This is a genomic window from Streptacidiphilus albus JL83 (assembly GCF_000744705.1).
Classification (GTDB): domain Bacteria; phylum Actinomycetota; class Actinomycetes; order Streptomycetales; family Streptomycetaceae; genus Streptacidiphilus; species Streptacidiphilus albus.
Genome location: NZ_JQML01000001.1, coordinates 7,566,160 through 7,579,485, shown reverse-complemented (window position 1 = coordinate 7,579,485; position 13,326 = coordinate 7,566,160). Strand labels below are relative to the sequence as shown.

Below are 13,326 nucleotides of genomic sequence, written 5' to 3'. Positions count from 1 at the left end.
TCAGATGTCCTTGAGCCTGCGGGCCACGACCGGGCCGATCAGGGCCAGGGCCTCGTGGCCCATCATCTGGTTGTGCCGGTGGGGGACGCCGTGCGACTCGAAGCGGCCGCCGACGAAGGGCTCCCAGCGCTCGGCCTGGCCGGTGGGCGCGCCGTCCCGGTCGACGGCCTCGAAGAAGAGCACGTCGCCGTCGAACCGGTCGAGTGCCTCCACCGCGCCCAGCTCCAGATTGTTCGCGGTGATGTCGAGCAGCGCGCCCAGGGTGTGCTCCTCCAGGCCCGCCAGCGCGCTGTCCTGCGCCCGGAGGATCTCCTGGATGCGCCGGGCGGGCACCGGTCCTTCGCCGGGCTCGTCGCGGAAGGCCGGGATTCCGTCGAACGCCAGCTCCAGCAGCTCGCGCGGTGCCGCCGGCCCCGTACGCCTGCCGTAGCCGGCGTCCACGACGGCGAGCAGGGCCACCCGCTCGCCCTGGGCGCGCAGCCGGACCGCGAGGGCGTTGGCCACCTTGCCGCCGAAGGACCAGCCCAGCAGGGCGTACGGGCCCTCGGGCTGGATGCCGCGGATCCGGTCGAGGTAGTCCTCGACCATCGCGTCGAAGTCGGGGGCGAGGCTCTCCCCCGCGGTCAGGCCGCTCGCCTGCAGGCCGTAGACCGGGTGCTCCTTGGGCAGGTACCTGAGCAGCCCGGCGTAGCACCAGGCCATGCCGCCGCCCGGGTGGACGCAGAACAGCGGCGGGCGGCTGCCGTTGGACCGCAGCTGCAGCACCGGGCCCAGTGCGCTGCGCCGGCCGCCGGAGCCCTCCTGGTGCCGGCAGAGGGTCGCCACGGTGGGGTTCCTGAGCAGGTCGCGGATGGACAGCCGCACGCCCAGCACCGACCTCATCCGGCTGGCCAGCCGGGTCGCCAGCAGGGACTGGCCACCCAGCTCGAAGAAGCTGTCGTCGACGCCCACCGAGTCCACCCCGAGCACCTCGGCGAACAGGTCGCAGAGGATCCTCTCGTGCGGGGTGCGCGGGCCGGTGCGGGCCGGATCCACCGGGAGGGCCGGCTCCGGCAGGGCGCTGTGGTCCACCTTTCCGTTGGTGGTCAGCGGCAGCCGTTCCAGCACGGTGAAGGTCGAGGGCACCATGTACTCGGCGAGCCTTCCGGCCGCGTGGCGCCGCAGCTCCTCCAGGTCCGGCGGAGCGCCCGCGCCCGGGGCCGGCACCACGTAGGCCGCCAGGCTGCGCTCACCGCTCGGGTCCACCCGCGCCGCCACCGTCACCTGGGCGAGCGCGGGGTGCTCCCCCAGGACGGACTCGATCTCTCCGCGCTCGATCCGGAAGCCGCGGATCTTCAGCTGGCCGTCCGCCCGGCCGACGAACTCCAGGTGGCCCGAGTCGAGTCGGCGCACCAGGTCGCCGGTGCGGTACATCCGCGTCCCGGCGGCGCCGAACGGGTCGGCGACGAACCGCTCCGCGGTCAGCTCCGGCCGCCGGACGTAGCCCCGGGCCAGCCCGGTGCCGGCCAGGTAGAGCTCGCCGGTGCCGCCGGGCGCGACCCAGGCCAGCGCGTCGTCGAGCACATAGGCCCACATGCCGTCCAGCGGCAGGCCGAGCGGCACCGGCGCGGGCACGTCGCGGCTCGCCGTCCAGGGGTGCTGGGTGGCGAAGAGCGTGGTCTCGGTCGGGCCGTAGGCGCAGCGCACGACGGTGCCGGGGCAGTGGTCGAGGACCCGGCGGACCGCGGCCGGTGACACCACGTCACCTCCGGTGATCACCTCCAGCACGCCGGCCAGGCTCTGCGGCTCCTCGTCGGCGATCACGCGGAACAGCCCCGCGGTGATCTGCAGACCGGTGATGCGCTCCTCGACGATCAGGCGGGCCACGGTGGCGACGCTCAGGTCGCCGTCCGGAGCGATCACCACCTGGCCGCCGTGCAGCAGCGGGACCCACAGCTCGTAGGTGGACGGGTCGAAGGAGTACGGCGCGATCATCAGGACGCGCTCCCGGGCCCCCGCCCCGAACATCCCGTCCGCGACCAGGTCCAGCACATTGCGCTGGGTGACGGCGACTCCCTTGGGAGTGCCGGTCGATCCCGAGGTGTACATCACGTAGGCCAGCTGCTCCGGGAGGGTCCGCGGCGCCGGGCGGACGGCGGGGCCGGTGGCTCCGGCCGCGCCGTCCGGCCCGCCCACGACCACCACCTCGCAGTCGCCCGGCAGCCCGCGCGCCCGGGTCGCCGGGTCGGCCAGCAGCACCGAGGCGCCGGTCTCCTCGACGATCCACCGCATCCGCTCCTCCGGGTAGCCGTGGTGCAGGGGCACGTAGTACCCGCCGGCCTGCACGACCGCCAACAGGGCGACCACGAGGTCGACCGAACGCTCCATCAGGACGGCCACCGGAACGTCCGGTCCCACTCCCAGGTCCAGCAGTCGCCCCGCCAGCACTGCGGCCCGTTCGTCCAGCTCCCGATAGGTCAGGGCCCGGCCGGCGCAGCTCACCGCGACCGCCCCGGGTGTCCGGGCCGCCTGCGCCGCGAAGGCGGCGGCCAGGGAGGAATGGTCGCGCGGTCCGGCCTCTCCGGTTTCCCGCACCCGGTCCCGGTCCACGCTGCTGGGATTCGCCACTCGCATCCGAATCAACTCCGTTCGTGCGGCGGTCATGCGGTCCTGTTCCGTCCCGCAGATATCGACGCGATATGAAGGTATACCGCAGCAAGACTACGGAGCCGCGGTGCCGGAATCAGGGGTGCGGGCGTCGGGGTAAATCCCGACTTGGCAGGCCGCCCGTTCCGTGCTATTTCTCCGGCCCGAACGGGCACGGGGAGCGGCGGCCGGACCCGATGTTATTTGGTGCCGTGCAGTTTGCTGTCACTCGATCGCTCTGGCACCGTGCGCCGCCCGTGGTCGAAGCTACCGACAGGAGCAGGTCCACAGCGGACGAGGGGCTGGCGTGCACGAGTTGAGCGAGCGGGAGTTGCAGGTCTCCCTTCTGGTCGGCCGCGGCCGGACCAACAAGCAGATCGCCACGAGCCTCAACCTCAGCGCCAAGACCGTTGAGACCTACCTCTCCCGGATTTTCAAGAAACTCGACGTGTGCTGCCGGGCGGAGATCGCCTGCATCGTCGGCCGGGGACATCCCTCCGCATGAGTCGGCCCGACTCTGCGGAATATCTGCGGCCGACCAAGTCCGGCCCGTTCAAGCAGGAGGAATCATGGGCTGCGAGGATTCCCGCGAATTCGACGTCGTCGTCGTCGGCGGTGGGCCCGGCGGTTCGAGTGCGGCCACTCTGGTGGCAATGCAGGGACATCGTGTCCTGCTGCTGGAGAAGGAGCAGTTCCCGCGTTATCAGATCGGCGAATCCCTGCTGCCGTCGACCGTCCACGGCATCTGCCGCATCCTCGGCGTCTCGGAGGAGATCGAGAAGGCCGACTTCATGCCCAAGCGGGGCGGGACGTTCCGGTGGGGGCAGAACCCCGAGCCGTGGACGTTCTCCTTCGCCGCGTCGGACACCTTCTCGGGCCCGACCTCGATGGCCTACCAGGTCGAGCGGATGACGTTCGACCAGATCCTGCTCGACAACGCCCGCCGCAAGGGGGTCGAGGTCCGTGAGCAGTGCTCGGTGGTGGACGTCGTCGAGCGGGACGGCCGGGTCAGCGGGCTGGTCTACGACGACGCGCAGGGCGACCGGGTCACCGTCGGCGCCCGCTTCGTCATCGACGCCTCCGGCAACAAGAGCCGGATCCGCGGCGCCGTCGGATCCACCCGGGAGTACTCCCCCTTCTTCCAGAACCTGGCGCTGTTCGGGTACTTCGAGGGAGGCAAGCGGCTGCCCGCCCCCAACCAGGGCAACATCCTCTGCGCCGCCTTCGAGCTCGGCTGGTTCTGGTACATCCCGCTCACCGAGGGGCTCACCAGTGTCGGCGCGGTCCTGCGCCGCGACTCCCTGGACCGGATCGACAAGGACCGCCGGCAGGCCCTGGACGGCTTCGTCGAGCAGTGCCCGCTGATCGCCGACTTCCTGGCGGACGCGACCCCGGTGCAGAGCGGCCCCTACGGCGAGGTCCGGATCCGCAAGGACTACTCGTACACCCAGGACCGCTTCTGGCGGCCCGGGATGGTCCTGGTCGGCGACGCCGCCTGCTTCATCGACCCGGTCTTCTCCTCCGGCGTCCACCTGGCCACCTACAGCGCCCTGCTGGCCGCACGGTCGATCAACACGGTGCTGGCCGGGACCGTCGCCGAGGAGACCTGCTTCGCCGAGTACGAGACCCGGTACCGCAAGGAGTACGGCGTCTTCCACGAGTTCCTGCTGGCCTTCTACGACATGCACCGGGACGAGGGCTCGTACTTCTGGTCGGCCAAGAAGATCACCCAGGGCGCCGGATCGCAGCTGGAGTCCTTCGTCGACCTGGTCGGCGGCGCCGCCTCGGGCGAGCACGGACTTATCGACGCGGCCGCGTACAGCGGCGAACGGGAGTCGGCCTTCCGGGAGTTCGCCGATCTCATCGACAACCCCGCGGACCCCGCCGACGCGGACCGCGACATGTTCGGCTCGTCGCTGGTCGAGTCCGTCCTGGAGGAGGGCGCGCGGATCCAGCTGCAGGCCGAGTTCGGCGCCGACCTGGACGACGACGAGCTCGACGCCCCGAACGGGAGCCTCGTGCCCTCCGCGGACGGGCTCCACTGGTCGGTCGTCGGCGCCTGAAACGGCGCCGGACCCCGCAAACGAGAGTGACCGAGATGACCGAGCGACAGGAGCAGGACGACGTGAGCACGCCCGTTGAGGAGACCTTCGACGTTGTGGTGGTAGGCGGTGGCCCCGGCGGGTCCGCCCTGGCGGGCCTGGTGGCCAAACAGGGCCACCGGGTGCTGCTGCTGGAGAAGGAGCGGTTCCCCCGCTATCAGATCGGCGAGTCGCTGCTGCCGGCCACGGTGCACGGAGTGTGCGGCCTGCTCGGCGTGGCGGACGAGATCGAGGCCATGGGGTTCACCCCCAAGCTGGGCGGCACGTTCCGCTGGGGCAGCAGCCCCGAGCCGTGGTCCTTCGTGTTCGCGCTCTCGCCCCGGCTGGCCGGGCCGACGTCGCGGGCCTACCAGGTCGAGCGGATGAAGTTCGACGAGATCCTGCTGCGGCACGCGGGCAAGCTGGGCGTGGACGTCCGGGAGGAGTGCTCCGTCACCCGCGTCCTGGAGGAGGGCGACCGGGTCAACGGCGTGGAGTACACCGACGCCGAGGGGACGGCCCGGATCGCACGGGCGCAGTTCGTCGTCGACGCCTCCGGCAACAGGAGCCGCATCAACAAGGCCGTCGGCGGCGAGCGGGTGTACTCGGAGTTCTTCCAGAACGTCGCCCTGTTCGGCTACTTCGAGGGCGGCGAGCGGCTGCCCGAGCCCCGCAGCGGCAACATCTTCTGCGAGGCGTTCAGCGACGGGTGGTTCTGGTACATCCCGCTGGCACCCGGCCTGACCAGCGTCGGCGCGGTGGTGAGCCGGGAGTCGGCCGCCGCCGTCCAGGGGGATCCGGTGCAGGCGCTGGAGCGTCTGATCACCAAGGCCCCGCGGATCGGCAAGATGCTCGAGGGCGTGCCGCGCGTCACCGAGGGCGTCTACGGCGAGGTGCGGGTGCGCAAGGACTACTCGTACCTGAACACCAGCTTCTGGCGGCCCGGCATGGTGCTGATCGGGGACGCCGCCTGCTTCATCGACCCGGTCTTCTCCTCCGGCGTCCACCTGGCCACCTACAGCGCGCTGCTGGCGGCCCGCTCCATCAACAGCGTGCTGGCCGGCGAGCTCGACGAGGACGTCTGCTTCACCGAGTTCGAGCAGCGCTACCGGCGCGAGTACGGCGTCTTCTACGAGTTCCTGGTCGCCTTCTACGACACCCACAAGGACGCGGACTCGTACTACTGGCAGGCGAAGAAGGTCGCCGCGACCTCCGAGTCGGACCTGCAGTGCTTCGTCGAACTGGTCGGCGGCGTCTCCTCCGGGGAGTCCGCGTTCGTCGACGCCGACTCCACCCGGCAGCGGTTCGAGCGGACCGCGTCGGCGCTGGAGCAGGGCGTGGGCGCGGTGAACTCCAGCGGCGGCGAGGACGCGCTGCCGCTCTACAAGTCCGAGCTCATCGGCGACCTGATGGACCAGAGCGTGGAGATGCAGGCCAAGGCGGCCTTCGGCAGCGAGTACGACAGCGAGCGCCCGCTCTTCGACGGCGGTCTGGTGCCCTCCCCGGACGGCCTGAGCTGGGCCCGCCCCGCCGAGTGACCAGCACCCTGCATCCGACCCACCGCCCGACCGCCGCCGAAGAACGAGGAGACCGCAGATGACCACGGCACACGGGGATTCGCCCGACGACATGGGCGTGGACCACGTCGAACTGTACGTCGAGGACTTCCGGGCGACCACGGACTGGCTCCTCGACAGCTACGGCCTCGTCGTCGAGGCCGACAACGAGGCCGAGGCCGGGCGGGTGGGGGCCCGCTCGGTCGCGCTCGGCCGGGACCGGATCCGGGTGGTGCTCACCCAGGGCCTGGCCGCGGACCACCCGGCCGCACGCTACGTCGAGCGGCACGGCGACGGCGTGGCCGACATCGGGCTGCGGGTGCCCGACGCCGCCGGCGCCTTCGAGGCCGCGGTCGGGCTCGGCGCGACCCCGGTGGCGCCGCCGGCCACCCGCGACGGCGTGGTCACCGCGTCGATCGTGGGCTTCGGCGACGTCGCGCACACCTTCGTCCAGCGGGCCCGCGGCATCGCGCCGACGGCTCTGCCCGGCCTGCGTCCGGTGCCCCACCGGGCGCCGGCCCGGGACACCGGGCTGACCGCGGTGGACCACTTCGCGGTCTGCCTGGAGGCCGGCACCCTCGAACCGACCGTCGCGTTCTACCAGCGGGTCCTCGGGTTCCGGATGGTCTTCGCCGAGCAGATCCTGGTCGGCAGGCAGTCGATGATCTCCAAGGTGGTGCAGAGCCGGTCCGGCGAGGTGACGCTCACCCTGATCGAGCCGGACCCGTCCCACGACCCCGGCCAGATCGACGACTTCCTGCGCAAGCACGACGGCCCCGGCGTCCAGCACATCGCCTGGAACACCGGCGACATCGTGCGCTCGGTCGGCGGCATGGCGTCGGCCGGCGTGGAGTTCCTGCGCTCCCCCGGCGCCTACTACGACGCGCTGGGCGAGCGGATGACGGCCCGGCGGCACTCCGTGGCGGAGCTGCGCGCCCACAACATCCTGATGGACCAGGACCACGACGGGCAGCTCTTCCAGATCTTCACCAGGTCGGTGCACAGCCGCGGCACGCTCTTCCTGGAGCTGATCGAGCGCCTCGGGGCCCGGACCTTCGGCTCCGGGAACATCAAGGCGCTCTACGAGGCCGTCGAGTCGCAGCGCGCCGTCGCGGGGGCGCGCTGATGAGCGTCACCGACCTCCGCCGGCCGGCCCCCGCGCCGCCGGTGTGCCTGGCCGACGTGGAGCGCCTGGCCCGGCCCTGGTCCCGGGCGACGTCTGGGACTTCGTCCAGGGCGGGAGCGGCGGCGAACGGACGCTGGCGGCCAACCGCGCGGCGCTGGACGACATCGCCGTGGTGCCCGGCGTCCTGCGCGGGGTGGGGACGCCCAGCACCCGTACCCGGCTGGTGGCGAGCGACGCCGCGCTGCCGGTCGCCATCGCGCCGATGGCCTACCAGCAACTGCTGCACAGCGGCGGTGAGTCGGCCACGGCTGCCGCCGCCCGCGCGGCGGACGTGCCGTTCACCGTCGGCATGCTCAGCAGCACGGCCCTGGAGGAGGTGGCGCGCACCGGAGCCGCGCTCTGGTTCCAGCTGTACTGGCTCGCCGACCGGGGCGAGCTGCTCGACCTGGTCCGGCGCGCCGAGAGCTGCGGCTGCCGGGCCCTGGTGGTCACCGTGGACGTGCCCATCATGGGCCGCCGACTGCGGGACCTGCGCAACGAGTTCACCCTGCCGAGCGGTGTCCGCGCCGCGAACCTGGGCGGTTCGCCCTCCCAGGCCCACGGCCGGGTGCCCGGCGGCTCGGCGATCGCCGACCACAGCCGGGCGGTGTTCGACCCGGCGGTCAGCTGGAGCGACCTCGAATGGCTGCGCGGACAGACCTCGCTGCCGCTGATCGTCAAGGGCGTCCTCGGCGGCGCGGACGCGGCCCGCGCCGCCGCCTGCGGAGCCGAGGCGGTGGTGGTGTCCAACCACGGCGGGCGGCAGCTGGACGGCGCTCCGGCGAGCGCGACCGTGCTGCCCGAGGTGGTCGAGGCCGTGCCGGAGGGCTGCGAGGTGCTGCTGGACAGCGGCGTGCGCAGCGGCACCGACATCCTCCGGGCGCTCGCCCTGGGCGCCTCCGGCGTGCTGGTCGGCCGACCGGTGCTGTGGGGTCTGGCGCTGGACGGCGCGGCCGGGGTGGAGCAGGTGCTGTCGCTGCTGCACCGCGAGTTCGCCGACTGCCTGACCCTGGCCGGCTGCGCGGACCCGCGCGAGGCCGGCCGGCTGCGCACGATCACCGGTCCCCGCGGCGTCGACCGCCGAGGGGCGGGCCGACGTGGCCACTGACACCCGGCTCGCCGCCGACCTCGACACCGCGAGCCTGCACGGCTCGCTGGAGGACCCGGCGCTGTCCTCGATGAACCTGCTGAACGAGATCGCCGACCGCTACCCGCAGGCCGTCCCGTTCGCGGCGGGCCGCCCGGCCGAGGAGTTCTTCGACACCGACGACATCCACCGCGCGCTGCGCGCCTTCGCCGACCACCTGGCCGACGAGCGCGGGATGTCGCCGGCGCAGGTCCGCCGCACGCTCTTCCAGTACGGGCGGACCAAGGGCGTCGTGCACCACCTGGTGGCCCGCAACCTCGCCGTCGACGAGGGCATCGAGGTCGATCCCGAGGCCGTCGTGGTCACCGTGGGCTGCCAGGAGGCCATCTACCTGGTGCTGCGGGCGCTGCGCCGCGGCCCCGAGGACGTCGTGCTCGCGGTCGCGCCGACCTATGTCGGCCTCACCGGCGCGGCGCGGCTGGTGGACCTGCCGGTGCTGCCGGTCGCGAGCGGGGACGACGGGGTGGACCTCGACGACCTCCTGGCCGTGCTGCGGCGGGCCCGCCGCGAGGGACTGCGCCCGCGCGCCCTCTACGTCATGCCGGACTTCGCCAACCCCACCGGCCTGAGCATGGACCGCGCGGTGCGCCAGCGGCTGCTGGACCTCGCCCACCGCGAGGACCTGCTGCTGCTGGAGGACAACCCCTACGGCCTGTTCCGCAGCGGCCGGGACCGGGTCCCCACCCTCAAGGCCCTGGACCGGCACCGCCGGGTCGTCTACCTGGGCTCGTTCGCCAAGACGGTGCTGCCGGGCGCCCGGGTGGGCTACGTGGTGGCCGACCAGCGGGTGGCCGACCGCAGCGGCGAGCCGGGTCTGCTGGCGGACCAGCTCGCGAAGATCAAGAGCATGCTGACGGTGAACACCTCGCCGATCGCCCAGGCCGTGGTCGGCGGCAGGCTCGTCCAGCAGGAGTGCAGTCTGGCCGCCGCCACGGTCCAGGAGCAGCAGCGGTACGCGCGCAATCTGCGGCAGCTCCTCGACGGGCTGGCCCGCAGGTTCCCGGCCGGCGGTCCGCCGGCCGCCGCGGTGCGCTGGAACGCCCCGGTGGGCGGGTTCTTCGTGGTCCTGACGCTGCCCTTCGCCGTGGACGACCAGCTGCTGGAGTACTCGGCCCGGAGCCACGGCGTGCTCTGGACGCCCATGCGGCACTTCTACGACGGCCCCGGCGGCGAGCACCAGCTCCGGCTCTCGATCAGCAGTGTGACCCCGGTCCAGATCGACCTCGGCCTGGACCGACTGGCGGCGCTGGTCGCGGACCGCCTCGGCGCAGGGCCGTGAACCGCAGGGCCGTGAACCGCGAGGCCGTGAACCCATGACAACCCGAGCCCGACAAGAGGAGACGCCGTGATCGGCACCATGCCGGCGGAAGCCGGTACCAAGAGCAGCTACGAGCGCGACGGCTGGTTCCAGTCGCCGCAGTCCCTGGACCCGGAGGTGATCGACCGGCTGCAGGCGGCCGTCGCGTCCCTCAGCGCCCTGCGGCGGCCCGAGGTCGTGCACGAGCAGGGCACCGACACGGTCCGGGCCATCCACGGCAGCCACCTGTTCGACGAGGCGTGTGCGCGGCTGGTCCGGCTGCCCGCGCTGCTGGAGCTGGCCGAGGAGGTGCTCGGCGAGCCGGTCTACGTCTACCAGTTCAAGGTCAACATGAAGCAGCCGCGGGAGGGCGCGGCCTGGCCCTGGCACCAGGACTACGCCTTCTGGAGCCGCGAGGACGGGATGCCCGAGGACCGGGCCGTCAACATCGCGGTCTTCCTGGACGACGTCCACGAGCTGAACGGCCCGCTGGTCGTCATCCCGGGCAGCCACCGGCTCGGCCTGGTCGACGACGACCCGGCGGCCGTCCGGGCCGAGAGCGGCGACTGGCACAACCACGTCTCCGCGGACCTGGAGCACACCGTCCCCGCCGAGCGGGCCGAGGAGCTGGCGCGCGCGTACGGCACCGCGACGGCCGTCGGGCCGGCGGGCACGCTCTACGCCTTCCACCCGACCATCGTCCACTCCTCCTCCAACAACCTCTCCGACGACCCCCGGGCCCTCCTGCTGGTGACCTACAACGCGGTCAGCAACGCCCCGCTGCGCCCGCAGCGGCCGGACTTCCTGGTCTGCCGGGACACCACCCCGCTCACCGCCGTCGCCACGAACACGCTGTAACGAGAATCGGAGCAACTGATGGATACGCGTGAGCCCCTCGGCGGCTGCGTACACGAGCAGTTCGCGGCCCAGGCCCGCCGGACCCCCGAGGCCGTGGCCGTCCGGCTGGCCGGTGGAGCCGAACTGACGTACCGCCAACTCGACGAGCAGGCAAACCGGTTGGCCCACCGCCTGGTGGCGGCGGGCGTCGGCCCCGAGCACCCGGTGGCCATCCTGCAGGAGCGCTCGGTCGCGCTGCCGGTGTCGATCCTCGCGGTGCTGAAGGCCGGCGGCTGGTACCTCCCGCTGCACAGCGGCCACCCGGTCGAGCGGATGCGGGAGATCACCGCCCAGGGCGGCGCCCGGGTCCTGCTGACCGACCGGGCGATGCGCACGGCTGCCCCGGCCTGCGACGCCGTCATCACCGTGGACGACGACCCCGACCTGGCGCAGCTGCCCGCGTCGGCGCCCGAAGTCGCCACCGACCCGCGCCAGTTGGCGTATGTGATGTTCACCTCCGGCTCCACCGGCGAGCCCAAGGGGGTGGCCGTCGCCCACCGCGAGGTCACGGACTTCGCACACGACGGCATGTTCGATCCCACCCGGCACACCCGGGTGCTGATGGCGGCGCCGTACGCGTTCGACGGCTCGGTGTACGAGCTGTGGGTCCCGCTGCTGCACGGGGGCCGCGTGGTGCTGCCCCCGCCCGGCGAGGTGGACATCCCGGTGCTGGCCGGCGTCATCGAGTCCGAGCAGGTCACCGGCGTGCTGCTGACGGCGGGCCTGTTCCGGGTGGTCGCCGAGGAGCGCCCCGAGTGCTTCGCCGCCGTCAACGAGGTGATGACCGGCGGGGACGTGATCTCGCCGGCCGCGGTGCACCGCATCCAGGAGCGCTGCCCGGACACCGTGGTGCGCGCCACCTACGGTCCCACCGAGACCACGCTGTTCGCCACCCAGTGCGCGCTTCCGCGCGGCAGTTCGTTCTCCACCGGCGGCGTGCCGATGGGCCGGGCGCTGGACGACACCGCGCTGCACGTGCTCGACGACCGGCTGCGCCCGGTCGGTCCGGGCGCCGCCGGAGAGCTCTACATCGCGGGCGCCGGTCAGGCCCGCGGCTACCTCGGGCGCCCGCAGCTCACCGCCGAGCGGTTCGTCGCCAACCCCTTCGACGGCTCCGGGGAGCGGATGTACCGCACCGGCGACCTGGTGCGCCGCAACGGCGAGGGGCTGCTGGAGTTCATCGGCCGCAGCGACGACCAGGTCAAGATCCGCGGCTACCGGGTCGAACTGCGCGAGATCGAGCACGTGCTCGGGCGCTTCCCCGGCCTGGCCCAGGTCAGCGTCGTCGCGCAGCCGGGTCCTGAGGACGGCGAGAAGCGGCTGGTCGCCTACGTGGTGCCCACCGGCGGCGCGGACCTGTCGGGGCTCAGGTCGCACACGGCGGACACGCTCCCCGAGTACATGGTCCCGTACGCCTTCGTCGAGCTGGACGCCCTGCCGCTGACGGGCAACGGCAAGGTCGACTACAGCGCGCTGCCGCTGCCCGAGACCCAGCTGGAGCCCACCGGGCGCAGCCCGCGCAACCCGCGCGAGGAGGTGCTGTGCCAGCTGTTCGCCGAGGTGCTCGACCTGCCGTCGGTGACCATCGACGACAGCTTCTTCGAGCTCGGCGGCCACTCCCTGCTGGCAACCCGGCTGGCCGGGCGGATGCGCTCGGTGCTCGGCCTGGACCTGCCGATCCGGCACCTGCTGGAGAGCCCCACGGTCGCGGGCATCGTGGAGTTCCTGGACGTCGGCGAGGACGACCGCGCCCTGGGCGGGATGCTGGCCCTGCGCGCGGCGGGGAGCAAGACCCCGGTCTTCTGCATCCACCCCGGCAGCGGCCTCGCCTGGGCCTACTCCGGGCTGCTGCGGCACATCCCGCGCGGGCACCCGGTGTACGGCATCCAGGCCGACGGGCTGGAGGGCCCGGGGCGACTGCCGCGGACCCTGGACGAGATGGCGCAGGACTACGGCGAGCGGATCCGCCGGATCCGCCCCGAGGGCCCGTACGCGCTGGTGGGCTGGTCGTTCGGCGGACTGGTCGCGCAGTCCGTCGCCACCTGCCTGCAGCAGGACGGGTACGAGGTCTCGCTGCTGGCGCTGCTGGACGCGGGCCGTGAGGACGCCGCGGTGCAGCGCACCCCCGATCAGCGGGAGCTGCTGGCCCTCACCTTCCAGGGCGTCGACGCCTTCGGCCGGGAGCCGGGGGACGGCCCGCTGCCGCTGTCCCGGGTCCGGGCCCTGCTCGCCGAACACGGCAGCAGCCTGGCCGGTCTGGAGGAGTCGGCGATCGCCAGGCTGATGGAGATCACCGTGAACAACCTGAAGCTCGGCGACGAGTCGGTGCAGCGGGAGTTCAAGGGCGACCTGACCTTCTTCGAGGCCCGGCGCGCCGACGGCCGCTCGACGGCGGACTTCTGGACCCCCTGGGTCAGCGGCCGGATCGACCGCCACCCGGTGCCCTACCCGCACGAGGACCTGATGGCGCCGCACGCGCTGGCCGCCGTCGGCCCCGTGCTCGCCCAGGCACTGAAGGAGCGGGCGTGACCGACCTCGCGCTCGAACAAGCAGAGAGG

9 protein-coding genes are annotated in these 13,326 nt (G+C 72.8%); 8 read left to right on the top strand and 1 reads right to left on the bottom strand.

What is annotated here, in order from left to right:
• Complete coding sequence (locus BS75_RS32970) at window positions 1-2,613, bottom strand: amino acid adenylation domain-containing protein (RefSeq protein WP_052069983.1); 2,613 nt, start codon at window positions 2,611-2,613, stop codon at window positions 1-3.
• 319 nt (window positions 2,614-2,932) lie between these two features.
• On the opposite strand from BS75_RS32970, the gene BS75_RS49610 reads away from it, so the two are divergent.
• From BS75_RS49610 to BS75_RS32930, 8 genes are all read left to right on the top strand, one after another.
• Window positions 2,933-3,130: a response regulator transcription factor gene (locus BS75_RS49610; RefSeq protein WP_052069981.1), complete on the top strand. Its 198-nt coding sequence runs from the start codon at window positions 2,933-2,935 to the stop codon at window positions 3,128-3,130.
• Between the two features lie 64 nt (window positions 3,131-3,194).
• Window positions 3,195-4,688: a tryptophan 7-halogenase gene (locus BS75_RS32960; RefSeq protein WP_042439552.1), complete on the top strand. Its 1,494-nt coding sequence runs from the start codon at window positions 3,195-3,197 to the stop codon at window positions 4,686-4,688.
• 35 nt (window positions 4,689-4,723) lie between these two features.
• A complete protein-coding gene (locus BS75_RS32955; protein WP_042439572.1) occupies window positions 4,724-6,244 on the top strand; it encodes a tryptophan 7-halogenase in 1,521 nt (506 codons plus the stop codon).
• A 58-nt stretch (window positions 6,245-6,302) separates the two neighbouring features.
• A complete protein-coding gene (gene hppD, locus BS75_RS32950) occupies window positions 6,303-7,388 on the top strand; it encodes a 4-hydroxyphenylpyruvate dioxygenase (RefSeq protein WP_034090846.1) in 1,086 nt (361 codons plus the stop codon).
• Between the two features lie 43 nt (window positions 7,389-7,431).
• Window positions 7,432-8,535, top strand: coding sequence for an alpha-hydroxy acid oxidase (locus BS75_RS43615; protein ID WP_081982841.1), 1,104 nt, complete (start codon window positions 7,432-7,434; stop codon window positions 8,533-8,535).
• Window positions 8,525-9,853 (top strand): aminotransferase-like domain-containing protein, encoded by a 1,329-nt coding sequence (locus BS75_RS32940; RefSeq protein ID WP_034090845.1) that lies wholly within the window; start codon window positions 8,525-8,527, stop codon window positions 9,851-9,853. The genes BS75_RS43615 and BS75_RS32940 overlap by 11 nt, the downstream gene beginning before the upstream one ends.
• 66 nt (window positions 9,854-9,919) lie before the next feature.
• Window positions 9,920-10,729, top strand: coding sequence for a phytanoyl-CoA dioxygenase family protein (locus BS75_RS32935; protein ID WP_231607960.1), 810 nt, complete (start codon window positions 9,920-9,922; stop codon window positions 10,727-10,729).
• Between the two features lie 18 nt (window positions 10,730-10,747).
• Window positions 10,748-13,297, top strand: coding sequence for an amino acid adenylation domain-containing protein (locus BS75_RS32930; RefSeq protein WP_063771550.1), 2,550 nt, complete (start codon window positions 10,748-10,750; stop codon window positions 13,295-13,297).
• Window positions 13,298-13,326 lie beyond the last annotated feature (29 nt).